Below are 24,837 nucleotides of genomic sequence, written 5' to 3'. Positions count from 1 at the left end.
ACTATCCTGACAAGGCACCCCGCACCGATCGAGAGGACTCCCGTGGCACGAGGACATGCCGAACCCGCCCAGGCGTCTCCCGACGAGATCGTCGACGAGCTGGAAGTGCTCCTGACCCGACTCAGCGACAACGTCGACGAGCTGGTCGATCGCGTCCGGCCCGCCAACGTCGCGCAGCGACAGATCCAGCGCGTGAAGGACTACTTCGTCGACGAGGAGACGGGCCCGCGCTTCGAGCACATCGTGCCCGTCGTCGTCGGCACCGTCGCCACGATCGCCGGACTCGCGGTGCTGCGTCGACTCCTGAAGTGATGGACGCCAAGCTTCCGATCCGGATGCTGCACGACCGGCTCCTGGTGTCCCTGGACTCCGAAGCCGGCGACCGGCGGTCGTCCGGAGGCATCGTCATCCCCGCCACCGCGGCCATGGGGCGGCGGCTGTCGTGGGCGCGGGTCGAGGCCGTCGGGTCCCAGGTCCGTGCCGTCGAGGTGGGCGACCGGGTCCTGTTCGACCCCGAGGACCGCGCCGAGGTCGAGGTCCGGGGCGAGAGCTTCATCCTGCTGCGCGAACGCGACCTGCACGCCGTCGCGTCCGAGCGCATCGACGAGGGCCAGACCGGCCTGTATCTGTGATGAGCAGCGACCGGCTCCCGTTCAGCCGGTTGCGCCTGCCGCGCCCCGAGATCACGGTGCGCCAGCGATGGATGGGGGTTCGCGAGAACTGGCGACTGCTGCTGCGGCTGGCCGTCGCCACCGGCAGTGCGTTCACGATCGCCACGTACCTCCTCGGGCACACGCAGGCCTTCTTCGCCCCGATCGCCGCGGTCATCACGATGATGGGCGGCGCGGGACGGCGTCAGCGCGTCATCTTCGAGTTGGTGCTCGGTGTCGCCTTCGGCGTCCTCGTCGCTGAGCTGCTGATCCTGCTGATCGGTCGCGGCGGCTGGCAGATGGCGCTGGTGGCCTCGCTGACGGCGGTGGTCGCGATGCTGTGCAATCTCAAGGGCATGGCGTTGACCCAGGCGATCAACTCGGGGGTGCTGCTGGCCGCCGTCGTCCCCCTGCCCGGCGTGGCGAACCCCGCGGTCACCCGCTTCACCGATGCGTTGATCGGCGGGATGTGCGGGTTCTTGATGATGCTGATCCTGCCGCGCGACACCCGCCGTGACCTCGACGAGAGCCTGCAGAAGCTGCTGACCGGCCTGGCGGACGTCCTGCGCCACACCGCCGAGGCGATGCGGACCGACGACGCGGCGATGGCCGATGCCGCCCTGGACCAGGCTCGTGACACCCAGTCCACGATCGAGTCGCTGCACTCCACGGCCGCCAACGTCAGCGAGATCGCGCGGCTCGCGCCGCTGCGGTGGAACCAGCGGGCCGATGTGGAGCGGTACGCCGGGAGCGTGAACGACCTCGACAACGCCATGCGCGACGCCCGCGTCCTCGCCCGGCGGGTCGCGGCGATGCTGCGGCACCACGAGTCGGTGCCCTCGGGGTTGACCGACGCCGTCGAGACGCTCGTGGTCGCGGTCCAGATCTATGCCGACGAGTTCGCTTCGTCCGTCGACCTGGAGCGTGCCAACGAGCGGCTCGTCGAGGCCTCGAACCTGGCCATGCAGGCCCTGAGCGATCGCCTCACGGTCAACACCGCGTCGGTGGCCGCGCAGGTGCGGTCCCTGGCAGCCGATCTGCTGATGGCCGGGGGAGTGTCCCGCACCGCACTCGACGACATCCTGGACGTGGACTGATGGAACCTCGACACCTGCTGGCCCAGCTGCGCAAGCGGCTGGCGGACCTGGCGCGCGACGGCGAATCGGGCGAATCCGGCGAATCCTCAGAATCCGAGGACGAGACCTCGACAGAGGACGACTGAGTCCCTTAGGGTCGTTCTCAGCACTTCGATCGAAGTGACGTGTCACACACACAGGAGGTGAGTCCCATGACGAACAAGAACGCTTGCATGTTCGCCCCCGGGCACGCCTCCGTCGTGATGTTGACCTAGTCGATTCTGTCGACCTGTATCACCAGCCGCTTCGGACGCTCGTCCGAGGCGGTTTTTCTTTGTGTCCACCCGACGAATCAGAAAGGAGGCGCGTCATGACCACGACATTCCCCCACTTCACCCTCATGCCCGCGAACGCCACACTTCCGACTCCAGTCCCGGACTCCGGGACCGCACACGCGGAGGCGACCACGGGAGAGGGGGTGATCTCCATGTCGTTGTTCGATTACGGGAACCGGCCGCAGTCGCGCGCCGACCTCGATCGTCTCGTCATCCTGGAGCGGCTGAAACAGCGCCGCCGGGCCGAGCGGCACATGCGCGCGGTGCACAGCCAGCTGTGGGGCCTGCGCGCCAACCGATGAGGCGCATCAACGGCACGAGGCGCGTATCGAGACCCAGGTCTCGGTACGCGCCTCGTGTGCGTTCGGCTCAGCGGCCCTGCAACGCCTCGGCGTAGGCCAGGATCCGCTTCGCGTCACGGATGTGCAGCTCCTCGATCATCTTGCCGTTGAAGGTGGCGACGCCCTTCTTCTCGGCGGCGGCCTCGTCGAAGGCCGCGATCATGCCCCGGGCGCGCTCGATGTCGGCCTCGCTCGGGGCGAACGCCTCGTTGGCCGGATCGACCTGCGACGGGTGGATCAGCGTCTTGCCGTCGAAGCCCATCTCGCGACCCTGGCGGGCCTCGGCCGCGAACCCCTCGGCGTCCTTGACGTCGTTGTAGACGCCGTCGATGACGACCTTGCCGGCGGCGCGCACGGCCAGCAGCGTCCACGAGAGCGCCGTCAGGACGAGCGGGTTGCGCCCGGGCACGTGCAACCCGTACGTCTCGTTGACGATGTCGTTGGTGCCCATGACGATCACGGTCAGGCGTTCGTGGGCGGCCGCGATCTCCTCGGCGTGCAGCAGGGCCTTCGGGGTCTCGATCATGGCCCACAGCTGCGTGCTGTCGGGGGCGCCGGCGGCCTCGATCGCGGCGACCAGGTCCAGGACCTGCTGGGCCGACTCGACCTTGGGCACGAGGATGGCGTCCGGACCGGCCTTGGCGGCGGCCGCGACGTCGTCGTCGTGCCACTGGGTGCCGATCGAGTTGACCCGGATGGCCAGCTCGCGGTGGCCGTACTCGCCCGAGGCCACGGCGGCGCAGACGTTGGCGCGACCGGTCTCCTTGGCGTCGGGCGACACGGAGTCCTCGAGGTCGAGGATGAGGGCGTCGGCGTCGATGCTCTTGGCCTTCTCCAGCGCGCGCTCGTTGGCGCCGGGCATGTAGAGGACGGAACGGCGGGGGCGGATCTCAGTCATCGTGGCTCCTCAGAGGTCGTAGGCCGCGGCCAGGTCGGGGTCGCGCTCGGCGAGGGACTTGGCCAGGTCGAGCATGACCAGGCACTGCTTGCAGGAGGCGTCGTCCTCCATCTTGCCGTCGATCATCACCGCGCCGGAGCCGTCGCCCATGGCCTCGACGACGCGCTTGGCGTGCGCGACGTCCTCGGGGCTGGGGGAGAAGACCTTCTTGGCGATGTCGATCTGGACCGGGTGCAGGCTCCAGGCGCCGACGCAGCCGAGCAGGAACGCGTTGCGGAACTGGTCCTCACAGGCGACGACGTCCTTGATGTCACCGAACGGTCCGTAGAACGGCAGGATGTCGTTCATCGCACAGGCGTCGACCATGCGCGCGATCGTGTAGTGCCACAGGTCCTGCTGGTACGTCGCGCGACCGGTGGTGAGGTCCTCGCCCGTGGGGTCCTGGCGGACGATGTAGCCGGGGTGGCCACCGCCGACGCGCGTGGTCTTCATGCGGCGGCTGGCGGCGAGGTCGGCCGGGCCGAGGCTGATGCCCTGCATGCGCGGGCTGGCCGCGGCGATCTCCTCGACGTTCGCAACGCCCTCGGCGGTCTCGAGGATCGCGTGCACGAGGATCTGGCGGTCCAGGCCCGCGCGGGCCTCGAGCTGGGCCAGGAGGCGGTCGACGTAGTGGATGTCCTGGGCGCCCTCGACCTTGGGCACCATGATGACGTCGAGCTTGTCGCCGATCTCGGTGACGAGCGTGATGATGTCGTCGAGCACCCACGGCGAGTCGAGGCTGTTGACGCGGGTCCACAGCTGGGTGTCGCCGAAGTCCGTGGCCTTGGCGATGTCGACCAGGCCCTGACGCGCGGCTTCCTTCTTCTCGGTCTTCACCGCGTCCTCGAGGTTGCCCAGGATGATGTCGACCTTCTTCGCGATGTCCGGCACCTTGGCCGCCATCTTCTCGTTGCTCGGGTCGAAGAAGTGGATCATGCGGCTCGGGCGGAACGGGACGTCGGAGCTGGGCTTCGGAGCGCCGACGGCGAGCGGACGCAGGAAGGCACGGGGATTGCGCACGGGAACTCACTTCCGTGGGAGTCAGGGTCGGGGCCAGTATGGCGCGCCGGGCGGGGGAGAGCGCGGCGGGTCCGGGGCGCGGGTCGAGCCGGCACGAGAGGATGCGTTCGGTATTGGGCCCACGAGCGAAGGAGTCCTTCAGAGGATCTCGTCGAGCCTCTCGAGCGGACGGGCCAGGCGGGTGCCCGTCGAGGTGACCACGAACGGTCGCTCCACGAGGACGGGGTGCTCGACCATGGCGGCCAGCAGCTCGTCGTCGCTGGCGTCGGCGAGCCCGAGCTCGGTGTATAGCTTCTCGCGCTTGCGCACCGCCTGGCGGGGCGTCAGGCCGGCGGCGTCGAAGAGCTCACGCAGCTGGGCCTCGGTCCAGCCCTCGTCGACGTACTTCACGACCGTCGGCTCGATCCCGGCGTCGCGCAGCCGGTCCAGCGCCTTGCGAGAGGTCGTGCAGCGGGGATGGTGATAGATCGTCGCGTCCACGCGCCCCACCGTACTCACCACGCGCGGCGCAGGACCTGTACCGGATCTCCCGGGCCGATTCCGCCACGCGGGACGATCACCACCACATCGGCGTCGGCCAGCGCGGTCAGCAGATGAGGACGGCTCCGGCCGACGGGAACGACTCCCGCGGCCGTGTGGCGAGCCGGCACGAGGGTCGTGTCGGCCCGGCCCTCGAACGCTGCACCCGCCACGGCCCACGCAGGCTCGGCCGGAACGGCTGCGGTGAATCCCTCGACCAGGGCCGGGACGAAGGACAGGGCGGTCATCATCGCCGCGAGTGGGTTGCCCGGGAGGGCCAACCACGGCCGACCGTCCGGCAGGACCGCCAGTGAGACCGGGTGGCCGGGCCGCATGTCGACGCCCCGGAACCGCACGTCCGCGTTCGACCGTGCCCAGGCGGCGTCGATCGGATCGGCGGCCGAGTGGCCGGTGCCCCCGGCGGTGATCACGAGGTCGGCGTCGCCGGACACGACCTTCGCGGCGAGGGCGCGGGGGTCGTCACGCACGTGGTCGAGCCGGGCGACCTTGCCGCCGAGAGCACCCAACAGCGGCGGCAGCGTCGGTGTCAGGGCGTCGCGGACGTGCCCGGCCTGAGGCACGCCGGAGGGGACGAGCTCGTCGCCCGTGACGACCAGGTGGACCAGCGGCGCGCGGCGTACGGCGATCGTGTCGTGCCCGGTCATCGCCAGCACGCCCACCCGGGCCGGCGTCAACACCTGGCCCGCCGACACGAGGACGTCGCCCTCCTGCGCCTCCTCGCCGGCGGGACGCACGTGGCGACCGGGCACAGGAGGGTCGCCGTGCAGGACGTCGCCGGACAACCGGCCCGCCTCGGAGGGCACGATGGCGTCGGTCCCGTCCGGCGGGACGGCGCCGGTGACGACGGCCCGCGCCCGGCCGGGGGAGAGTGGTCCGTCGTCGGGGTCGAGCTGCCAGGGCGCGGGTCCGCACACCGCCCAGCCGTCCATCGCCGACGTCGTGGCGTGCGGGATCGGTCCCAGTGCCCGCAGGTCCTCGGTCGCGACGGTGCCCACCGCGCCCGCGAGGGTGACGGAGATGATCTCGCCGCGAGGCAGTGCCGCCCGGGCCAGGTCGCGTGCCTCGGCCCACGACGGATCGGTCACCCGAAGTCCTCGGCCGCGCGTTCGGCACGCTCGACGAGCGAGTCCATGCCGGCCGCGTCGGCGTCGGCCAGGCCCGCCGCGTAGCCGACCAGGAAGGTCGTCAACGGTGCTGCCGGACGGACCACGGCGTGGGCCGCGGTGCCGGCGAGGTCGAGCAGGACGTCGGGGTCGGCGTCGGGATCGACGCCCAGCGCGGTGCACAGCTGACGCCACCAGCGTTGCAGGATCTCGTCATCGTTCGACATCGGCGTACTCCTCCAGGTCGTCGGGGGTGTCGAGGTCGGCCACGGCCTCGGCGGTGAGGGGGACCTCCAGCGGGTCGAGCGCTCCGATGGCCGCCTTCAAGGCAGCGTCGGCGGTGGGGGTCGCGGCCAGCGCTCGGGCCAGGTCGCCGGCACGGGCCCGACTGCACGCCCATTGCCGGCGCCCCTCGGGGTCGACGGCGACGCGAGCGCCGGAGCCCTGCGACAGCGCGGTCACCACGAGGTCGGGTCGCAGCAGGTCGCCGGCCAGGATCAACACCTCGTCGTCGTCCTGGGCACGCAGCGCGGCCAGTCCCGCGGCGACCGCGTGGAGAGGGCCGGCGAAGGGCGGATCCTCGCGCACCCAGAGCACCTCGCGGTCCAGCTCGAGATCACGACGCGCGCCCACGACCGCCACGCTCCGGGCGTGGGGGAGGGCGGCGACCACGCCTTCGAGCAGGGTCCGGCCACCGACGCGCACCATGAGCTTGTCGCGTCCGCCGAGACGGCGGGCTCGTCCTCCGGCCAGGACGATCGCATGGAACGGCTCCATGGGGCTCATCGTGCCTCATGGCGGCCTGCACTTGCATGTGACCCAAGTCACGCGCTTCATGGAAACATGGCGAAGTTCGACGGCCCCGCGTCCACGGCCCTGCTCAAGACCGGGCGATTCTTCACCCGGTGGGACGAGTCGGAAGACGGCCGGGCCGTCTTCCGCGAGGGCGGCCGGCGCGGCGATGTGTTCTACCGCGACCGGTGGAGTCACGACAAGGTGGTCAGATCGACCCACGGGGTGAACTGCACCGGGTCCTGTTCCTGGAAGGTCTACGTCAAGGACGGGATCATCACCTGGGAGGCCCAGCAGACGGACTATCCGTCGGTGGGGCCCGATCGCCCCGAGTACGAGCCGCGCGGCTGTCCTCGAGGCGCTGCCTTCTCCTGGTACACCTACTCGCCGACCCGCGTGCGCTATCCGTATGCCCGAGGGGTCCTGCTGGAGATGTACCGCGAGGCCAAGGAGCGGCTGGGCGACCCGGTCCTGGCCTGGGGGGACGTCATGGCCGACCCCGAGCGCCGCCGCCGCTACCAGCAGGCCCGCGGCAAGGGCGGCTTCGTCCGGACGAACTGGCTCGAGGCGGTCGAGATGACCGCGGCCGCGCAGGTGCACACCATCAAGGAGCACGGACCGGACCGCATCGCGACGTTCAGCCCGATCCCGGCCATGTCGATGGTGTCGCACGCGGTGGGGGCCAGGTTCACCCACCTGCTCGGTGGGGCGATGACGTCGTTCTACGACTGGTACGCCGACCTGCCGGTCGCGAGCCCCCAGGTGTTCGGCGACCAGACGGACGTGCCCGAGTCGGGCGACTGGTGGGACGCGAGCTACCTGATGATGTGGGGCTCGAACGTGCCCGTCACGCGCACGCCCGATGCCCACTGGATGGCCGAGGTCCGCTACCGAGGCACGAAGGTCGTCACGGTGAACCCCGACTACGCGGACAACACCAAGTTCGCCGACGAGTGGCTGCCCGCCCAGGCCGGGACCGACGGTGCGCTCGCGATGGCGATGACGCACGTCATCCTCAAGGAGTTCTTCGTCGAGCGCCGCGTGCCGATGTTCGTGGACTACACGCGCCAGTACACCGACCTGCCGTTCCTCGTGACCCTGACGGAGAACACCGAGCACGGCGGCCTCGTCCCCGGCAAGTTCCTCACGGCGGCCGACCTCGGCGACGTCGCACCCGAGGGCGCCTGGAAGACGGTGCTCCTGGACGCCGCGACGGGCGAGCCCGTCGTGCCGAACGGCTCGATGGGCTTCCGGTACGCCGAGTCGGGCGAGGGCCGCTGGAACCTCGACCTCGACGGGGTCGTGCCCGCGCTGACGCTGAGCGAGGCGAACGTGCCGGGCGAGACGGCCGAGGTGCTGCTGCCGTCGTTCGCGGGCCTCACCGGCGAGGGCGAGGTGCTGCGCCGCGGCGTGCCGGTCGCCCGGGTGGCCGGACGGCTGGTCACGACGGTGTTCGACCTCATGCTCGCTCAGCACGGCGTGGGGCGCCCGGGTCTGCCGGGACAGTGGCCGAGCGGGTACGACGACCCGTCGACGCCGTACACGCCGGCGTGGCAGGCCGAGATCACGAGCGTCCCCGCCGAGGCGTGCATCCGGGTGGCTCGCGAGTTCGCGACCAACGCCGAGGAGTCCGGCGGCCGCTCGATGATCATCCTCGGTGCGGGCGTGTGCCAGTGGTTCCACGGCGACGCGACGTACCGCGCGATCTTGTCGATGCTGATGCTGACCGGCTGCATGGGCCGCAACGGCGGCGGCTGGGCGCACTACGTCGGCCAGGAGAAGTGCCGGCCGATCACGGGCTGGATCTCGCTGGCGAACAACCTCGACTGGAGCCGGCCGCCGCGCACGATGACCGGCACCTCGTACTGGTACATGCACACCGACCAGTGGCGCTCGGACGGGTACCGGGCCGATGCGCTGGCGTCGCCGCTGGCCGAGGGGCACCTCGCGGGGATGCACACGGCCGACACGATCGCGCAGTCCGCCCGGATGGGCTGGATGCCGTTCTACCCGCAGTTCGACCGCAATCCGCTGGACCTGGCCGACGAGGCCCAGGCCGCCGTGGACGCGGGGACCGCCTCGGACGTCAACGACTACGTGGTGCAGCGGCTGAAGGACGGGTCGCTGCACTTCGCGATCGAGGACGTCGACGCACCCGAGAACTGGCCCCGGACGCTGACCCTGTGGCGGTCGAACCTGCTCGGCTCGTCGGCCAAGGGCAACGAGTACTTCCTCAAGCACCTGCTGGGCACGCACTCGAACGCCACGGCGGTCGACGGGGATCCCTCAGTGCGACCGAAGGACGTGACGTGGCGCGAGGAGGCGCCCGAGGGCAAGCTCGACCTGCTCGTGTCCGCCGACTTCCGGATGACCTCGACGACCCTGCTGTCGGACATCGTCTTCCCGGCAGCGACCTGGTACGAGAAGTACGACCTGTCGGCGACGGACATGCACCCGTTCGTGCACGCGTTCACGCCCGCGATCGACCCGCCGTGGGAGACCCAGACCGACTTCGCGATGTTCCACCACGTCGCGCGCAAGATCGCCGAGCTGGCGAAGACGCACCTGGGGGTCCGCCGGGACATCGTGGCCGTGCCGATGCAGCACGACACGCCCGGCGAGACCTCGCAGCCCGGTGGAGTCGTGCGGGACTGGAAGCACGGCGACGTCGAGCCGATCCCCGGCAAGACGATGCCGGCCCTGCACGTCATCGAGCGCGACTACACGGCGATCGCCGAGAAGCTCGCCGCCATCGGCCCGCTGGCCGACCGCCTCGGGCTGGGCGTGAAGAACGTGACGTTCGAGCTGAAGGAGGCGCTGGACATCCTCGCGAGGTCCGGCGGCGTGTTCGACCGGGGCGCCGCGGCGGGGCGGCCGGCGATCGACACCGACGCGAAGATGGCCGAGGCGATCCTGACGCTCTCGGGCACCACGAACGGCGAGCTGGCGGCGCAGGGCTTCCGCACCTTGGAGAAGCGGGTCGGTAAGCCGCTGGCCGACCTCGCCGAGGGGGCTCGCGACCGGCGCATCACGTTCCGCGACACGCAGACGGCGCCCCAGCCGGTGATCACGTCGCCGGAGTGGTCGGGCTCGGAGACCGGCGGGCGACGGTACTCGCCGTTCACGATCAACGTCGAGCGGCTGAAGCCGTGGCACACCCTCACGGGGCGGATGCACTTCTTCCTGGACCACGACTGGATGCGCGACCTGGGCGAGTCGATGCCGGTGTACCGGCCACCGCTGGACATGAGCCGGCTGTTCGGCGGCCCTCGGCTCGGTCCGAACGGCGACCGCGAGATCACGGTGCGCTACCTGACGCCCCACAACAAGTGGTCGATCCACTCCGAGTACCAGGACAACCTGCTCATGCTGTCGCTCTCGCGCGGTGGCCCCACGGCCTGGCTGAGCCGCGAGGACGCCGAGGCGATCGGCGTGAAGGACAACGAGTGGATCGAGTGCGTGAACCCCAACGGCGTGTTCGTGTGCCGCGCGATCGTCAGCCACCGCATCCCCGAGGGCGTCACCTTCGTCCACCACGCCCAGGAGCGCACGATCGACGTGCCCAAGTCCGAGGCGACCGGGCGGCGCGGCGGCATCCACAACAGCGTCACGCGCGTGCTGGTCAAGCCCAGTCACCTCATCGGCGGCTACGCCCAGTTGTCCTACGCCTTCAACTACCTCGGCCCGACGGGCAATCAGCGGGACAACATCGCGACGATCCGTCGCCGGTCGCAGGAGGTGACCTACTGATGCGAGTCATGGCCCAGATGGGCATGGTGATGAACCTCGACAAGTGCATCGGCTGCCACACGTGCTCCGTCACGTGCAAGCAGGCCTGGACCAACCGTGCCGGGACCGAGTACGTGTGGTTCAACAACGTGGAGACGCGACCCGGTCAGGGGTACCCCCGGCGGTACGAGGACCAGGAGAAGTGGCGCGGCGGCTGGGAGCTGCGGCGAGGTCGCCTGCAGCTGAGGACCGGCAGCCGGCTGCGCCGGCTGTTCGGGATCTTCGCCAGTCCGGTCATGCCCGAGCTCAGCGACTACTACGAGCCGTGGACGTACGACTACTCGATGCTCATCGACGCGCCGCTGGGCGACGACTTCCCGGTGGCTCGGCCGAAGTCGCTCATCACCGGCGAGAACACGGCGATCACGTGGTCGGCCAACTGGGACGACAACCTCGGCGGCGCGAGCGAGATGGGCGACCTGGACCCCATCGTCGAGAAGGTCCGGCGCGAGAGCGAGGACAAGATCAAGTTCGAGTTCGAGCAGACCTTCATGTTCTACCTGCCGCGGATCTGCGAGCACTGCCTGAACCCCTCGTGCATGGCCTCGTGCCCCTCGGGCGCGATCTACAAGCGCGAGGAGGACGGCATCGTCCTGGTCGACCAGGACCAGTGCCGCGGCTGGCGCATGTGCATCACGGGCTGTCCCTACAAGAAGATCTACTTCAACCACAAGTCGGGCAAGGCCGAGAAGTGCACCTTCTGTTACCCGCGCATCGAGGTGGGGATCCCGACGGTCTGCGCCGAGACCTGCGTGGGCCGGCTGCGCTACATCGGGCTGTACCTGTACGACGCGGACGCGGTCACCGCAGCGGCCTCGACCCCCGACCCGAAGGACCTCTACGAGGCCCAGTTGGACCTCATGCTCGACCCCCACGACCCGGAGGTGATCCGCGCCGCCCGCGAGCAGGGCATCGCCGAGGACTGGCTCGAGGGGGCCCAGAGGTCGCCGGTGTACGCGCTGGCGAAGAAGTACCGGGTGGCCCTGCCGCTGCATCCGGAGTACCGCACGATGCCGATGGTCTGGTACGTCCCGCCGCTCTCGCCGATCGTCGACCTGTTGCGCGAGCAGGGCCACGACAGCGAGGAGGCAGGCACGCTGTTCGGCGCGATCGACGCCCTGCGCATCCCGATCGAGTACCTCGCCGAGCTGTTCACCGCGGGCGACACGCAGGTCGTCTCGAACGTGCTGGCCACGCTCGGCGCCATGCGGGCGTACATGCGCGACATCAACCTCGGGCGCGAGAGCGACGCCTCGATCCCCGAGGCCGTCGGCATGACGGAGGAGTCGATGTACGAGATGTACCGGCTGATGGCGATCGCGAAGTACGACGAGCGCTACGTCATCCCGACGGCGCACGCCGAGAAGGCGCACGACCTCGAGGAGCTGGGCTGCTCGCTGGACTTCGACGACGGGCCCGGCATGGGTGGCTCGGGCCCGTTCGGCGAGGCCAGCGGCACGCCGACGCCGGTGGCCGTCGAGACCTTCCACGCGCTGAAGGACCGCCAGGAGTCCGACTCGGTGGCGGGCGGCCAGAACATGCGCGACCGGGTCAACCTGCTGAACTGGGACGGCAACGGCCGACCGGCGGGCCTGTTCCCGGAAGGGGAGCGGGACCGGTGAGCGCGCAGGTCGTGCACCAGGTCGCGTCGTGGGTCCTGTCGTACCCGCACGACGAGGTCCTCGCGGCCCTGCCCGAGCTGACCTCGGCGCTGGGGGAGCAGCGTCCCGACCCGGCGGTGCGCGAGCTGCAGGCGGTCCTGGCCTGGTTGGCCGAGACGCCGCCCGAGCAGCTGCGCAACGACTACGTCGAGACGTTCGACCTGAGCCGGAGCCACGCGCTGCACCTGTCGTACTGGACCGAGGGCGACACGCGTCGCCGCGGTGAGGTGTTGGCCGCCTTCAAGCAGGTGTACCGCGACAGCGGGATGGTGGTGCGACTCGACGGCGAGCTGCCCGACCACCTGCCCGTCGTGCTGGAGTTCGCGGCGCTCGTCGACCCGCAGGCGGGATCGGCCCTGCTGCAGCGGTACCGGGCCAGCCTGGAGATGCTGCGCTTCGAGCTGGAGGACCACGGGTCGCACTGGGCCGGGGCGGTGCGCGCCGTGTGCGCCACGCTGCCCGGCGCGTCGCCGAGGAACCGGACCGAGGCCATGGCCCTGGCCGGGCCCGTGCAACCGGTCGAGACCGTCGGTCTCGAGCCGTACGATCCGCGGCTCCTGCCGCTGGCAGAAGGAGCACGCTGATGGACGTCGTGTTGTGGGGGATCCTGCCCTACGTGATGTTGGCGGTCCTGATCGGCGGCACGATCTGGCGCTACCGCTACGACAAGTTCGGGTGGACGACGCGGTCGTCCCAGCTGTACGAGTCCCGGCTGTTGCGGATCGGCTCGCCGCTGTTCCACTTCGGGATCCTCGTGGTCCTCGTCGGACACTTCGTCGGCCTGGTGATCCCCGAGAGCTGGACCGAGGGCGTCGGGGTCACCGAGGAGATCTACCACGCCAACTCGCTGGTCCTCGGCCTGATCGCGGGCATCGCGACGCTCGTTGGGCTGGTCCTGCTGATCTGGCGTCGCCGCACCAGCGGTCCGGTCTTCATGGCGACGACGGTCAACGACAAGGTCATGTACGTCGTGTTGGTCGCGGCGATCGTCCTCGGCCTGTGGACCACGCTGGCCTCGGCCGGCGCCGGCGACGTCGAGGCCTACAACTACCGCCAGACGGTCTCGCCGTGGTTCCGGTCGATCTTCGTGTTCCAGCCGGACGTCGACGCGATGGCCGCGGCTCCCTGGGACTTCCACGTGCACGTGCTGGTCGGGATGCTGCTGTTCACGATCTGGCCGTTCACTCGCTTGGTCCACGCCTTCACGGCGCCCGTGCACTACCTGTTCCGGCCGTACCTCGTCTACCGCAGTCGCGACGCGCGCCCCACCGTCGGCACGCGCGCCGTCCGTCGCGGCTGGGACCCGATCGGGACACCGGACGACGTCCAACCCAGGAGGCCACGATGACCAGCACCGAGCCGGACCTGAGGACCGGCCAGACGCGCAATCTCGCCCTGGCCACCCTCGCCTTCGCAGTGAGCTTCTGGGCGTGGAACGTGATCGGCCCGCTGGGCGTGCGATATGCCGAACAGCTCGACCTGTCGTCGAGCGAGAAGTCCCTGCTCGTGGCCATGCCCGTGCTGGTCGGTTCGCTGGGCCGGATCCTGTCCGGCACGCTGACCGACCGGGTCGGCGGTCGGGTGATGTTCACGGTGCTGCTGCTGATCTCGGCGCCGTTCGTGCTCCTCGTCGCGTTCGCCGGTGATCAGGGCTCGTACGCGATGCTCCTCGTGTTCGGGTTCTTCCTCGGGATCGCGGGCACGACGTTCGCGGTCGGGATCCCGTTCGTGAACGCCTGGTTCGACAAGCCGCGCCGCGGTTTCGCCACCGGCCTGTTCGGCGCCGGCATGGGCGGCACCGCGCTGTCGTCGTTCTTCACTCCGAGGATGGTCGAGTGGTTCGGGTACGGGCTCACCCACGTCCTGATCGCGGCGGCACTCGTCGTGGTGGCGGTGCTGTCGTGGCTCGGCATGCGCGACTCACCCGCGTGGCAGCCCAATCGGGACCCCGTCGTCCCCAAGCTGGCCGGCGCGCTGCGGTTGCCGATCACGTGGCAGCTGTCGTTCCTCTACGCGGTCACCTTCGGCGGGTTCGTGGCCTTCTCGACCTACCTGCCCACCTACCTCAAGGACGTCTACGACTTCGACCTGGCGGCCGCCGGCACCCGCACCGCCGGCTTCGCGGTGGCGGCCGTGGCGGCGCGGCCCCTGGGCGGTGTCCTCTCGGACAAGCTCGGCCCGAAGCTCGTCACGATCGTCTCGCTGCTCGGCACCGCCGTGATGGCCGGCGTGGTCGCGTTGCAGCCCCAGCCCGAGATCCCGGCCGGTGCGGCGTTCATCCTGCTCGCGGTCTTCCTGGGCCTGGGCACCGGCTCGGTGTTCGCGTGGGTGGCACAGCTGGCGCCGGCCGAGCGGGTCGGCAGCGTCACCGGTGTGGTCGGCGCCGCCGGCGGGTTGGGCGGCTACTTCCCGCCGCTGGTCATGGGCGCGACCTACAACGCGCAGGACCACAGCTACACGACCGGTCTCGTGCTCCTGATGGTCGTCGCGCTCCTCGCCTGCGCGTTCACGCAGTGGGTGATCCGCCCGGCGCGGAGGGCTCGGACCTGAGGCCCGACCGGCTCAGCCGATGCCCAGCAGGCCCGCCATCAGCGTCACGCCGGTGACGATGATGATGATGCCCAGGACGTCGAACACGATGCCCGAGCGCAGCATCCGCGTGATGGGGACCATGCCCGTGCCGTAGACGATCGCGTTCGGGGGCGTCGACACCGGCAGCATGAAGCCGAACGACGCGCCGAAGATGGCCGCCAGGACGGGCACGGCCGGGTTGACGTCGGCCGCCAGGGCCAGCTGCGCGGCGATCGGCGCGACCACCACGACGCTGGCGGTGTTGCTCGTGGTCTCGCTGATGATGACCGCGATGACGGTGGCCAGGATCGTGATGCCGACCAGGCTCGTCGTGCCCAGCAGGTCCGACAGGGAGGTGCCCATCGTCTCGGCCAGCCCGGTCGTCGAGAGCAGTCCGCCCAGCACGATGCCGCTGCCGAACAAGATGATCGTGCCCCAGTCGATCTTGACCGCGTCGTTCCAGTTCAGGGTGAACTGGCGCCGGCCCCAGTCCACCGGCAGCAGGAACAGCAGGGAGGCGGCGAAGATCGCGACGGCGCCCTCGTTGAGGTGCTCCAGGAGCCAGTCGTACGTGGCGGACTCGCCGCCGGTGGCCAGGCCGACCACGCCGGGCAGCACCCACAGCGTGACCGCGACGCCGAACGCGATGAGGGTGTTGCGGCCGCCGACGCCCATCGCGCCGAGCTTCGAGCGCTCCTCGCGGATGTAGTCCTCGACGCCCTCCACGTGCTTGGCCTCGGGCTTGTTCAGCCGGATCAGCACGACACACAGCACGAGGAACATCACCAACACGAGCGGCGCCGCCAGCACCATCCACTGGAAGAACGGGATCGTGATGTCGAGCTCCTCCTCGAGGTACGCGCGGCCGATCAGGTTCGGGGGACTGCCCACGGGAGTCAACAGGCCGCCCACGCTCGCGCTGTACGCGACCATCAGCATCAGGGCTGTCGAGAACTGGAGGCGCTCGGGGTTGAGCTCGGCCTGCGCGTCGGCCCGGCGCATCGCCGAGACCATGAACCCGACGATGCCGGCGCCGATGGGCATCATCATGGCCGCCGTCGCGGTGTTGGAGACGAAGCCGCTCAGGATGGCGGTGATGGCGCCGAAGGCGACGATGATGCGTGTCGTCGAGGCGGCCACGCCGGGCAGGCTGAGGACGCCGAACGCGAAGCGCCGGTCGAGCCCGTGCTTGCTCATCGACTCGGCCAGGATGAAGCCGCCGATGAACACGAAGATCGTGCTGTTGCCGAACGACCCGAAGACGTCGTCGGCGGCTGCGATGCCCAAGGCGATCACCAGCGCCATGGCCAGCATCGCCGTCACCGGGATCGGGATCGCCTCGCAGACCCAGTAGACGGCGACCCAGGCCAGGACGCCGGCCAGTCGTTGTGCCGACTCGTCGAGGCCTGCGCAGGCGAAGTACACCGCGATGCCGATGACCGGGCCGGCGAACAGCCCGGTGGTGCGGCGGATCCGCTCGAACCGCTGCTCGGCCGGACTGAGCGTCGACTGGACCTCGTCGAAGGTGCGGTAGGTGGTCGGTTTCTTCTCGGTGTCGGTCACTACGCCCCCCTGCAAGATGATCTGGATCACATCACCGTAAGAGAGGTGGACGCGTCACGCGAATGGAAGCTCGCCCTGGTCGTCCTCGTCGTCGGCGCTGCTCGTGAGGTGCCGATGGGCCTCGAGGATCTCGATCTCGGGCCGCTCGGCCATCCAGCGCTCGACCGCGTCGAGCACCTCGACGACGTGCGCGCGGTCGATCGACACCAGCGAGCCGCCGATGCCGGCGCGGCGGTACAGGTCGACCGAGTCGGTTTCGGCCGCCGACAGGGAGAACCTGCGGCGCAACTCGTTCACGACCGGCCGGATGATGGAGCGCTTCTCCTTGAGGGAGTGCACGTCACCGAGTCTGAGGTCGAACTCGATCCATCCCACCCACATGGGGTCAGTCTGGCAGCACGTCGTCGACGAGCCGGTGCAGCATCGCGCGCAGGTCCTCGAGGGGCTCGGTCGTGCGCAGGGCGCGGGCCGTCATCACCGCGCCCTCGATCGCGCTGACGTGGAACCGGCCCAGGGTCGCCGCGGCCTCCGGGTCGGCGCCCGCCTGCTCCAGCCGCGAGGCGAAGCGTGCGGACCAGTCGGCGAACACCTCTGCGGCCGCGGCCACGACGCCGGGGGAGTCGGACCCCGCGAGGGCGGCGGCCGCCACCGGGCAGCCGAGCGCGAAGTCGTGCCGGCGCAGCTGGTCGGTCCACCAGTCGATCCGGTGGTCGACCTGCGCGTGCGGGTCGTCGGGCGTGCCCCGGGTGACGTAGACGCCCGCGCGCCGGGTGGCCTCGGCCACGAGCTCGGCCTTGCCGCCGGGGAAGTGCTGGTAGATCGACTGGCGCGCCGCGCCGCTGGTGGCCAGCACCTCGGCGATGCCGGTCCCGTGGACTCCGCTGCGTCGCAGCGACGTGATCGTGGCGTCGAGCAGACGCTCACGCGGGCCTCGCGACGTTCCCATGTCGACGAGCATAGACCGATCGGTCTATGGTGGCGAGCATGACGAACCTCCCGCTCTCGGACGAGCACCTCGCCGCGGTCTCCCAGATGACCGGTCTGGAGTTCCTGCGCTTCGCCTTCTCGTTGCCCCGCGAGCAGCGCCCGCCCGTGATCGGCGACCTCTTCGGCTTCGAGGTCCAGTCGCTGGAGGAGGGCGAGGTGTCGTTCTCGATGGTCTCGATGCCCTCCGGCGCCAATCCGCTGGGCACCCTGCACGGCGGCGTGTGCGCGACCTTGCTCGACTCGGTCATGGGCTGCGCCGTGCACACGCGCCTGGGTCCCGGGGTCGGGTACGGAACGCTCGAGCTGAAGGTGAACTACATCCGCACGGTGCCCGTGGACGGTCGCACCCTGATCGGTACCGGGTCGGTGATCCACCTCGGGCGCAGCACCGCCACGGCGGAGGGGCGTGTCGTGGACGCCGACGGCAAGCTCGTCGCGCACGGGACGACCACCTGCATGATCTACTCCTGAACCACGCCGCTCTGCGGGATAGGCTGGAGTCTGGTGTGCCGGGAAGTCTGGTCGGCGTCCTTGCTGCCGACCCCTGAAGGAACCCCATGAGCTCACCTGGCCTGTTCTCCCGTGGCAGTTGGCCCGAGACCGCCCGCATCGCCGACGTCCTGCGTCGCGAGACCGTCGGCGGATCGATCCTGCTGGTCGCCGCCGTGGCTGCCCTGGTCCTGGCGAACTCGCCGTGGTCCGACGCGTACTTCGACCTGGCCGCGCTGCGGATCGGGCCCGAGTCGCTGCACCTGGACCTGACGGTCGCGCAGTGGGCCGCCGACGGGTTGCTGGCGATCTTCTTCTTCGTGGTGGGACTCGAGCTCAAGCGCGAGTTCGTCGCCGGCGACCTGCGCGATCCGCGCCGCGCGATGCTGCCCGTCGTCGCCGCCATGGGCGGCATGATCGCCCCGGCGCTCATCTTCGTGGCCTTCAACGCGAGCAACGGGACCACGCACGGCTGGGCCATCCCGACCGCGACCGACATCGCCTTCGCCGTCGCCGTGCTGGCTGTGCTGAGCACGCACCTGCCTGCAGCGTTGCGGACCTTCCTGCTCACTCTCGCTGTCGTCGACGACCTGCTGGCCATCACGGTGATCGCGGTCTTCTACACCGAGTCCGTCGACCTGTTGATGCTGCTGGGCGCGGTGCTGCCGCTGGCGGCCTTCGCGTTCGTCGTGCGCCGTGCGCCGCACTGGTGGTGGCTGCTGATCGCGCTGGCCGTCGTCACGTGGGTGCTCATGCACGAGTCGGGCGTCCACGCCACGGTCGCCGGCGTGCTGCTGGGATTCATGGTCCCGGCGCGCGGGGACCACAGCATCGCCGAGCGGATGGAGCACCTGGTCCGACCGGTCTCGACCGGGTTCGCCGTGCCGGTCTTCGCATTCTTCGCGGCCGGGGTCGCGGTCTCGGGCGAGGTGCTGTCCGGAGCCGCGGGCTCCGTCGTGACGTGGGGCATCGTCGCGGGTCTCGTGCTGGGCAAGCCGCTGGGCATCGTCGGCAGCTCGATGCTGCTGTCGGCCACGACCCGCGCCCAGCTCGATCCCAGCATCCGCTGGATCGACGTCGTGGGGGTCGCGATGCTGGCCGGCATCGGCTTCACGGTGTCGCTGCTGATCGGGGATCTCGCGTTCGTCGGTGAGGACCTGGAGGAGTACGTCAAGATCGGCGTGCTCGGCGGCTCGCTGCTGGCGGCCGCGCTCGCCGCCGTCGTGCTGCGGTCGCGCAACCGGCACTACCGCCGCATCGAGGAGCAGGAGTCCGCGGACGACGACGGGGACGGTGTCCCCGACGCGTTCCAGCGGTGAGGCTCAGAGGATCCAGAAGAACGCGGCCACCGTCGGGACCAGCAGCACCAGCAGGAACGGCAGCGAGCGCCAGGTGAAGACGGGCTTGTCGAGGATCACCCGGGTCACCCCGAAGATGATGAACGCCAACGGCACCGAGACGACGAGCAGGATGATCTGGTCGCCCCGCCGGTCCGAGCCCAGCGCGTAGGCCCCGCCCAGGGTGCCGAACAGGCCGTGGATCGCCGTGACGACCCAGGTGATCGCCAGGATCCGGCGCCGGACGAGGTTGAGCGACTCCTCCGAGGAGTCCGGGAGGCGGGAGGTCATGCCGTGGTCCTTTCCTGGGCGCGGTCGGCCCGGTCGATCAGTTCGCGCAGCCACCGGTTGACCTGCTCCAGCTCGGCGACGTCCATGTCGAAGCGCTCGAGCATCGTGGTCGGCACGGCAAGGGCCTGCTCGCGCAGCGCCCGTCCCTGGGCGGTGACGGTCAGGGAGAACGCCCGGTCGTCGTCGGGGCGGCGGTCGCGACGCACCAGCCCGGCCGCCTCGAGTCGCTTCACGAGGGGGGAGACGGTGGCCGGCTCGAGCCGCAGCACGTCGCTGAGGCCGCGCAGGGTCAGGCCGTCGGACTCCCACAGGGCCAGCATCACGAGGTACTGCGGATGCGTGAGCCCCAGCGGCTCGAGGACGTCGCGGTAACTCCCGATCACGGTGCGCGAGGCGACCGAGAGGGCGAAGCACACCTGCTCGTCCAGCGAGAGGGGATTGCGGGACTCGCTCATGTCATCAGTGTACGAACTGTTCGTGTGCTCACGACATGGGGTGCATCCTGTGCGATCGCGTCGTAGGTTGACTCCATGGCCTTCCGCCACCGCCGCAAGTACGACGATTCCGTGCCGCGCGCCCTCCATGCCGCCCGCGAGGCGTACGACTCCGCCACCGCCGAGTACGAGCGCGCCATCGCGCGGGCTCGCGGCGAGTGGGCCGCCGCGCTGGCCGCCGCGATCGAGGCGGGGATGTCCTACCAGGAGATCGCCGACGAGGTCGGTGTCTCGCACACGAGCATCAGTCGCGCGATCAAGCAGTACGGCGCCAGCTGACGCCCCGGCCATGAGGCGAGTTCACGTGGTGGTGCGCGGGCTGGTCCAGGGAGTGGGGTACCGCTGGTCGACGCGGATCGCCGCGCAGCAGGCCGGCGTCTCGGGCTGGGTGCGCAATCGTGCCGACGGCTCCGTCGAGGCCGAGTTGCAGGGAGAGCCGGCGCAGGTCGACGCCGTGCTCGCCTGGATGGCCGAGGGGCCGCCGGGCGGTCAGGTCGAGTCCGTGGACGTCCGCGACCTCGCGACCACCGAGAGCCACGGATTCACCGTCCGCTGAGAAACGAGAAAGGCCCCGGCGAACCGGGGCCCTCATCGTTGGTACACCCCCTCGGACTCGAACCGAGAACCCATTGATTAAGAGTCAATTGCTCTGCCAATTGAGCTAGGGGTGCTCACGCGCTGCGCGATCACCAACACTACCGCATACCCTCCGCGGGGGTGAAATCCGGCCCCCTCGCTACGCCGATTCCAGCACGGCGCGGGCCGCGTTGTGGCCGCCGATCCCGCTGACGGCACCGCCACGGCGGGCGCCACTGCCGCACAGCAGGACCCGGGGGTGCGCGGTGGCGACGCCCCAGCGATCCGCCGGGGTGCGCGGATGCTCCCCCTCCTCGAGCCACGGCCAGGCCAGGTCGCCGTGGAAGATGTGCCCGCCGGGCATCCACAGCTCGCGCTCGATCTCCGACGGCGTCTTGGCCTCGAGCCCCAGGATGAGCGGCTCGATCGGCTCGGCCAGGTGTGCGTCCAGGGCGGCCAGGACTCGGGCCACGGCCGAGTCCTTGGCGCCCGGCGCGTCCAGGACCCCGGGCGGCGTGTGGAGGCCGAAGTAGGTGAGGGTCTGGGCCTCGGAGTCGCGCAACTCCGGGCCGAGGATCGATCGGTCGGTCAGGGTGTGGCAGTAGAACTCCCCGGTCGCCGGGGGCAGGTCGCCGGACGCGGCGGTGGCCCAGGCCAGCTGCAGCTGGTCGAACGACTCGTCGAGGTGGAAGGTCCCCGCGAACGCCACGCGGGGATCGACGCCCGACGCCAGGCGCGGCAACCGCGAGAGCAGCACGTTGAGCTTGAGCTGGGCTCCCGCCGGCTTGGCGGCGGGGGTGCGGCCCAGGAGGCGTTGCAGGACGTACGGTGCGGCACCGAACAGGACCCGGTCGGCGCGCTCGACGAAGCCGTCTCCGGCGATCGTGACGTCCACGTCGCTGACGTCGATCCCGTCGACCTCGGAGTTGAGCCGGATCGTCGCCCCGGCCTCGGTGGCGACGCGTGCCAGCTCGCTCGTGACGGCGCCCATGCCACCGACCGGCACGCGCCACTCGCCGGTCCCGTTGCCGATGAGGTGGTAGAGGAAGCAGCGGTTCTGCACGAGCGTGAGGTCGTCCAGCGAGGCGAACGTGCCGATCAGCGCGTCGGTGGCGACGACGCCGCGCACGATGTCGTCGCTGAAGCGGCGACGCAACGCGGTCCCGAGCGGCTGTTCGACCACATCGGTCCAGATCGCCATCGGCACCCGGTCGCGCACGTCGCCGATGTGCGGCAGCGGCTCCAGCAGAGTCGGCGCGAGGGCCCCGGCCAGCGTGCTCACCTCGTCGTAGAAGGAGCTCCAGGCGTCGAACGCGCGGTCGTCGCCGGTCAGCTCGGCGAAGCTCTGCCGGGTCGCCTCGCCGGCGTCGGTCTCGACGAGGAGTCCACCGGCGCGACCGTCGCGTCTCCACGGGGTGAACGACGCCGTGTCGCGCGAGCGGAGCTCGAGGTCCAGCCCCAGCTCGTCGATCAGGGCCTGGGGGAACAGGCTGACGAGGTAGGAGAACCGTGAGAGGCGCGCGTCGTACCCGTCGAACGCCGGCGCGCTGACGGCAGCGCCGCCGACGTGATCGAGGCGCTCCAGCACCAGCACCTCGTGGCCCGCGCGGGCCAACAGTGCGGCGGCGACGAGCCCGTTGTGTCCAGCTCCGACGATGACGACGCGTTCGGCCATGGCACGAGCGTATGACGCCGCGGGTCTTCTAGGGTGAGGCCCATGTCACAGCAGTACGTCGGTGCGATCGACCAAGGCACGACCAGCACGCGGTTCATGGTGTTCGACCATGGCGGGGACGAGGTCGGCCGGCACCAGGTCGAGCACGAGCAGATCCTGCCGCAGGCCGGGTGGGTCGAGCACGACGCCGCGGAGATCTGGGCGAACACCCGCACGGTCGTCGAGAAGGGCCTGGAGGCCGCCGGCATCGCCGCGACGGACCTGGCCGCCGTCGGCATCACCAACCAGCGCGAGACCACCGTGGTCTGGGATCGTCGCACGGGCGAGCCGTACGGCAACGCGATCGTGTGGCAGGACACCCGCACCGCCGCTCTCGCTCGGACCATCGAGGAGGACGGCCGCGGCGCGATCGTCCACGCGAAGTCGGGCCTGCCGCCCGCCGCGTACTTCGCCGGCGGGAAGCTGCACTGGATCCTCGAGAACGTCGACGGGGTCCGCGCCGACGCCGAGGCGGGGCACGCCCTGTTCGGCACGATCGACACCTGGCTGATCTGGAACCTCACCGGTGGGCCGGACGGCGGCGTCCACGTCACCGACGTCACGAACGCCAGCCGCACGATGCTGATGGACATCGAGGCCCTGCAGTGGGACGACGAGCCGCTCGAGATCTTCGAGATCCCGCGGCAGATGCTGCCCGAGATCACGTCCTCCTCGCAGGAGTTCGGCCGCACGCGCGCCGATGGTCCCTTCGGGGCCGAGGTGGTCCTCGCGGGCAATCTCGGCGACCAGCACGCCGCGCTGGTCGGTCAGGCCTGCTTCGAGCCCGGGATGCTCAAGAACACGTACGGCACGGGCAACTTCCTCGTGCTCAACACCGGCACCGAGATCGTCCGCTCCGAGCGAGGTCTGCTGACCACGGTGGCCTACCGCTTCGGGGACGCGCCTCCCGTCTACGCCCTCGAGGGCTCGATCGCGGTCACCGGGTCGGCGATCCAGTGGCTGCGCGACCAGCTGAAGGTGTTCGCCGAGGCGGCCGACTCCGAGGCGCTCGCCGAGACGGTCGACGACAACGGCGGGGTTTACTTCGTGCCGGCGTTCAGCGGCCTGTTCGCGCCGTACTGGCGTCCGGACGCGCGCGGGGTGATCGTCGGCCTCTCGCGCTTCAACACGGTCGCGCACGTGGCGCGCGCCGCGCTCGAGGCGATCTGTTACCAGAGCAAGGACGTCGTCGACGTCATGGTCGCGGACTCCGGCATCGAGCTCGAGGTGCTGCGGGTCGACGGCGGCATCACCGCCAACGAGCTGTGCATGCAGATCCAGGCCGACATCCTCGACATCGAGGTCAGCCGCCCGGTCGTCGCCGAGACCACGGCGCTCGGCGCGGCCTACGCGGCCGGGCTGGCCGTCGGGTTCTGGACCGGCACCGACGAGCTGGTCGCCAACTGGTCGGAGTCGAAACGGTGGACCTCCCAGTGGACCGACGAGGACCGTGAAGCCGGATATCACCAGTGGAAGAAGGCCGTGGAGCGCACGCTCGGGTGGGTCGAGTGAGCGCCGGGACCCGCGCCGGCCTGTCGGCCGCGCTGCAGGCCGAGCGGGCCGTGATCCGCGGCTTCGCCCGGCTGCCCGAGTCCGTCGTCGCCCGCCTCGGCCGTCATGCGCCGGTGAACCGCGACGGTGAGCAGCTCGCTCCCGAGATCGCCGTGGCCCTGCGCGTCATGAACCGCATCCCCGGCAGCGACTTCACCCAGTACCCCGTCGAGCAGGCGCGCCGCATGCTCACCGACGAGGCGCTCGTGTTCGCCGACGTCTTCGAGGACTTCGCGGTCGAGGAGGACCTCGTGATCCCCGGACCGGCCGGCCCCATCCCCGCCACCCGCTACCGCGCCACGACGGAGTCGAAGGGCCTGGTCGTGTACTTCCACGGCGGGGGATGGGTCCTGGGCAGCCGCGTCAGCACCGATTCGGCCGTGCGCTTCCTGGCTCGCGAGGCCGGGGTCGACATCCTCTCGGTGGACTACCGGTTGGCGCCCGAGCACCCGTTCCCGGCGGCGGTCGAGGACGCGGCCGCCGCGTGGGACTTCGCGGTCGACCACGCGCCCGGGTGGGGCGTCGACCCGACCCGCATCGTCGTGGCCGGCGACAGCGCCGGCGGCAATCTGGCGGCCGTGCTGGCGCACCACCTGCGGGGCCGCGACGTCGTGCCGGTGATGCAGCTGCTGCTCTTCCCCGTGACGGACTTGTCGACGAAGCACCCCTCCTACGCCGAGTTCCGTGAGGGCTTCTTCCTCACCGAGCAGCACATGGACTGGTACGCCGAGCGGTACCTGGCCGACCCGGCCGATGCCCTCGATCCGCGGGCGTCCCCGCTGTTGGCCGAGGACCTCACCGGCCTGCCGCCGGCCTACGTCGCGGTCGCCGGGTTCGACCCCTTGCGCGACGAGGGCATCGCCTACGCCCGGCGCCTGGAGGAGGCGGGCGTGCCCACCACGCTGGCCCGCGAGGGATCGCTGATCCACGCCTTCATCAACATCACCGGCGTCAGCCGGACGGCCAGGGAGGCGACGATCCGCATCGCCCGGGCGATCGAGGCGTCGATGGCCTGAGGCT

At 70.4% G+C, this 24,837-nt stretch carries 28 protein-coding genes and 1 tRNA gene; 16 read left to right on the top strand and 13 right to left on the bottom strand.

Annotated features, from left to right (window positions below):
• The first annotated feature begins 42 nt into the window (after nt 1-42).
• From GL325_RS05710 to GL325_RS05690, 5 genes are all read left to right on the top strand, one after another.
• Nucleotides 43-312 carry a DUF3618 domain-containing protein gene (locus GL325_RS05710; protein ID WP_187411787.1) on the top strand — a complete coding sequence of 90 codons (270 nt, stop codon included), beginning with the start codon at nt 43-45 and terminating at the stop codon, nt 310-312.
• On the top strand, nt 312-632 hold the full coding sequence (locus GL325_RS05705) for a co-chaperone GroES (protein ID WP_154595566.1): 321 nt from the start codon (nt 312-314) through the stop codon (nt 630-632). Before GL325_RS05710 ends, GL325_RS05705 begins: the two co-directional genes overlap by 1 nt.
• Entirely contained in the window at nt 632-1,747 is a 1,116-nt protein-coding gene (locus GL325_RS05700) for an aromatic acid exporter family protein (RefSeq protein WP_154595565.1), read from the top strand. The genes GL325_RS05705 and GL325_RS05700 overlap by 1 nt, the downstream gene beginning before the upstream one ends.
• Entirely contained in the window at nt 1,747-1,872 is a 126-nt protein-coding gene (locus tag GL325_RS05695) for a hypothetical protein (RefSeq protein WP_255467325.1), read from the top strand. Before GL325_RS05700 ends, GL325_RS05695 begins: the two co-directional genes overlap by 1 nt.
• Nucleotides 1,873-2,213: 341 nt before the next feature.
• The gene (locus GL325_RS05690) at nt 2,214-2,363 is read left to right on the top strand and encodes a hypothetical protein (protein WP_154595564.1); all 150 of its coding nucleotides are present in this window, start codon (nt 2,214-2,216) and stop codon (nt 2,361-2,363) included.
• A gap of 67 nt (nt 2,364-2,430) precedes the next feature.
• On the opposite strand, the gene GL325_RS05685 is transcribed toward GL325_RS05690, so the two are convergent.
• The 6 genes from GL325_RS05685 to GL325_RS05660 all read right to left on the bottom strand — a co-directional run bounded on the left by GL325_RS05685 (nt 2,431) and on the right by GL325_RS05660 (nt 6,779).
• Complete coding sequence (locus GL325_RS05685; protein ID WP_187768858.1) at nt 2,431-3,300, bottom strand: CoA ester lyase; 870 nt, start codon at nt 3,298-3,300, stop codon at nt 2,431-2,433.
• A 9-nt stretch (nt 3,301-3,309) separates the two neighbouring features.
• The gene (locus GL325_RS05680) at nt 3,310-4,359 is read right to left on the bottom strand and encodes a CoA ester lyase (protein ID WP_187411788.1); all 1,050 of its coding nucleotides are present in this window, start codon (nt 4,357-4,359) and stop codon (nt 3,310-3,312) included.
• A 138-nt stretch (nt 4,360-4,497) separates the two neighbouring features.
• Nucleotides 4,498-4,839 carry an arsenate reductase (glutaredoxin) gene (gene arsC / locus GL325_RS05675; RefSeq protein WP_187768857.1) on the bottom strand — a complete coding sequence of 114 codons (342 nt, stop codon included), beginning with the start codon at nt 4,837-4,839 and terminating at the stop codon, nt 4,498-4,500.
• Nucleotides 4,840-4,853: 14 nt separating this feature from the next.
• Nucleotides 4,854-5,984 carry a molybdopterin molybdotransferase MoeA gene (locus GL325_RS15920; RefSeq protein ID WP_187768856.1) on the bottom strand — a complete coding sequence of 377 codons (1,131 nt, stop codon included), beginning with the start codon at nt 5,982-5,984 and terminating at the stop codon, nt 4,854-4,856.
• Nucleotides 5,981-6,229, bottom strand: coding sequence for a DUF6457 domain-containing protein (locus GL325_RS05665; RefSeq protein ID WP_154595561.1), 249 nt, complete (start codon nt 6,227-6,229; stop codon nt 5,981-5,983). Before GL325_RS05665 ends, GL325_RS15920 begins: the two co-directional genes overlap by 4 nt.
• Nucleotides 6,216-6,779, bottom strand: a complete 564-nt coding sequence (locus GL325_RS05660) for a molybdenum cofactor guanylyltransferase (RefSeq protein ID WP_187768855.1) — start codon at nt 6,777-6,779, stop codon at nt 6,216-6,218. The genes GL325_RS05665 and GL325_RS05660 overlap by 14 nt, the downstream gene beginning before the upstream one ends.
• Before the next feature lie 66 nt (nt 6,780-6,845).
• Between GL325_RS05660 and GL325_RS05655 the strand changes: the two genes are divergently transcribed.
• The 5 genes from GL325_RS05655 to GL325_RS05635 are packed head-to-tail and all read left to right on the top strand — an operon-like array spanning nt 6,846 to nt 14,794.
• Entirely contained in the window at nt 6,846-10,544 is a 3,699-nt protein-coding gene (locus GL325_RS05655; protein ID WP_187768854.1) for a nitrate reductase subunit alpha, read from the top strand.
• Nucleotides 10,544-12,205 (top strand): nitrate reductase subunit beta, encoded by a 1,662-nt coding sequence (narH, locus tag GL325_RS05650; RefSeq protein WP_154595558.1) that lies wholly within the window; start codon nt 10,544-10,546, stop codon nt 12,203-12,205. Before GL325_RS05655 ends, narH begins: the two co-directional genes overlap by 1 nt.
• Nucleotides 12,202-12,828 carry a nitrate reductase molybdenum cofactor assembly chaperone gene (gene narJ / locus GL325_RS05645; protein ID WP_187411791.1) on the top strand — a complete coding sequence of 209 codons (627 nt, stop codon included), beginning with the start codon at nt 12,202-12,204 and terminating at the stop codon, nt 12,826-12,828. Before narH ends, narJ begins: the two co-directional genes overlap by 4 nt.
• Entirely contained in the window at nt 12,828-13,592 is a 765-nt protein-coding gene (narI, locus tag GL325_RS05640) for a respiratory nitrate reductase subunit gamma (protein ID WP_187768853.1), read from the top strand. The genes narJ and narI overlap by 1 nt, the downstream gene beginning before the upstream one ends.
• Nucleotides 13,589-14,794 carry a nitrate/nitrite transporter gene (locus GL325_RS05635; protein WP_187768852.1) on the top strand — a complete coding sequence of 402 codons (1,206 nt, stop codon included), beginning with the start codon at nt 13,589-13,591 and terminating at the stop codon, nt 14,792-14,794. The genes narI and GL325_RS05635 overlap by 4 nt, the downstream gene beginning before the upstream one ends.
• Nucleotides 14,795-14,806: 12 nt before the next feature.
• Here the strand turns inward: GL325_RS05635 and GL325_RS05630 are convergent, their stop codons facing one another.
• From GL325_RS05630 to GL325_RS05620, 3 genes are read right to left on the bottom strand one after another with little or no spacing between them, the layout of a single operon-like run.
• The gene (locus GL325_RS05630; RefSeq protein ID WP_187768851.1) at nt 14,807-16,378 is read right to left on the bottom strand and encodes a DASS family sodium-coupled anion symporter; all 1,572 of its coding nucleotides are present in this window, start codon (nt 16,376-16,378) and stop codon (nt 14,807-14,809) included.
• A gap of 54 nt (nt 16,379-16,432) precedes the next feature.
• On the bottom strand, nt 16,433-16,759 hold the full coding sequence (locus tag GL325_RS05625; RefSeq protein WP_154595555.1) for a DUF503 domain-containing protein: 327 nt from the start codon (nt 16,757-16,759) through the stop codon (nt 16,433-16,435).
• Between the two features lie 4 nt (nt 16,760-16,763).
• Nucleotides 16,764-17,324, bottom strand: a complete 561-nt coding sequence (locus GL325_RS05620; protein ID WP_187768850.1) for a TetR/AcrR family transcriptional regulator — start codon at nt 17,322-17,324, stop codon at nt 16,764-16,766.
• 38 nt (nt 17,325-17,362) lie between these two features.
• Between GL325_RS05620 and GL325_RS05615 the strand changes: the two genes are divergently transcribed.
• Both GL325_RS05615 and nhaA read left to right on the top strand, forming a co-directional pair.
• A complete protein-coding gene (locus tag GL325_RS05615; protein ID WP_154595553.1) occupies nt 17,363-17,836 on the top strand; it encodes a PaaI family thioesterase in 474 nt (157 codons plus the stop codon).
• Nucleotides 17,837-17,922: 86 nt separating this feature from the next.
• Nucleotides 17,923-19,173, top strand: coding sequence for a Na+/H+ antiporter NhaA (gene nhaA, locus GL325_RS05610; RefSeq protein WP_187768849.1), 1,251 nt, complete (start codon nt 17,923-17,925; stop codon nt 19,171-19,173).
• Between the two features lie 3 nt (nt 19,174-19,176).
• On the opposite strand, the gene GL325_RS05605 is transcribed toward nhaA, so the two are convergent.
• A complete protein-coding gene (locus GL325_RS05605) occupies nt 19,177-19,482 on the bottom strand; it encodes a hypothetical protein (RefSeq protein ID WP_154595551.1) in 306 nt (101 codons plus the stop codon).
• Nucleotides 19,479-19,937: a MarR family winged helix-turn-helix transcriptional regulator gene (locus GL325_RS05600; protein ID WP_154595550.1), complete on the bottom strand. Its 459-nt coding sequence runs from the start codon at nt 19,935-19,937 to the stop codon at nt 19,479-19,481. The genes GL325_RS05605 and GL325_RS05600 overlap by 4 nt, the downstream gene beginning before the upstream one ends.
• Nucleotides 19,938-20,012: 75 nt before the next feature.
• Here GL325_RS05600 and GL325_RS05595 point away from each other — a divergent pair, with 75 nt between their 5' ends.
• The gene (locus tag GL325_RS05595; protein ID WP_154595549.1) at nt 20,013-20,255 is read left to right on the top strand and encodes a helix-turn-helix domain-containing protein; all 243 of its coding nucleotides are present in this window, start codon (nt 20,013-20,015) and stop codon (nt 20,253-20,255) included.
• Nucleotides 20,256-20,265: 10 nt separating this feature from the next.
• Entirely contained in the window at nt 20,266-20,532 is a 267-nt protein-coding gene (locus GL325_RS05590) for an acylphosphatase (protein ID WP_187768848.1), read from the top strand.
• A 39-nt stretch (nt 20,533-20,571) separates the two neighbouring features.
• Here GL325_RS05590 and GL325_RS05585 read toward each other — a convergent pair.
• Nucleotides 20,572-20,647 (bottom strand) — tRNA-Lys (locus GL325_RS05585).
• Nucleotides 20,648-20,712: 65 nt separating this feature from the next.
• Nucleotides 20,713-22,227 (bottom strand): NAD(P)/FAD-dependent oxidoreductase, encoded by a 1,515-nt coding sequence (locus GL325_RS05580; RefSeq protein WP_187768847.1) that lies wholly within the window; start codon nt 22,225-22,227, stop codon nt 20,713-20,715.
• Between the two features lie 42 nt (nt 22,228-22,269).
• On the opposite strand from GL325_RS05580, the gene glpK reads away from it, so the two are divergent.
• Together glpK and GL325_RS05570 are read left to right on the top strand one after the other, a co-directional pair.
• The gene (gene glpK, locus GL325_RS05575; RefSeq protein ID WP_187768846.1) at nt 22,270-23,778 is read left to right on the top strand and encodes a glycerol kinase GlpK; all 1,509 of its coding nucleotides are present in this window, start codon (nt 22,270-22,272) and stop codon (nt 23,776-23,778) included.
• Nucleotides 23,775-24,833, top strand: coding sequence for an alpha/beta hydrolase (locus tag GL325_RS05570; RefSeq protein ID WP_223110967.1), 1,059 nt, complete (start codon nt 23,775-23,777; stop codon nt 24,831-24,833). The genes glpK and GL325_RS05570 overlap by 4 nt, the downstream gene beginning before the upstream one ends.
• The last annotated feature ends 4 nt before the right edge of the window (nt 24,834-24,837 follow it).

Source organism: Aeromicrobium sp. 636 (genome assembly GCF_024433585.1).
Lineage (GTDB): Bacteria > Actinomycetota > Actinomycetes > Propionibacteriales > Nocardioidaceae > Aeromicrobium > Aeromicrobium senzhongii.
This window is presented reverse-complemented; position numbering and strand designations above follow the sequence as displayed.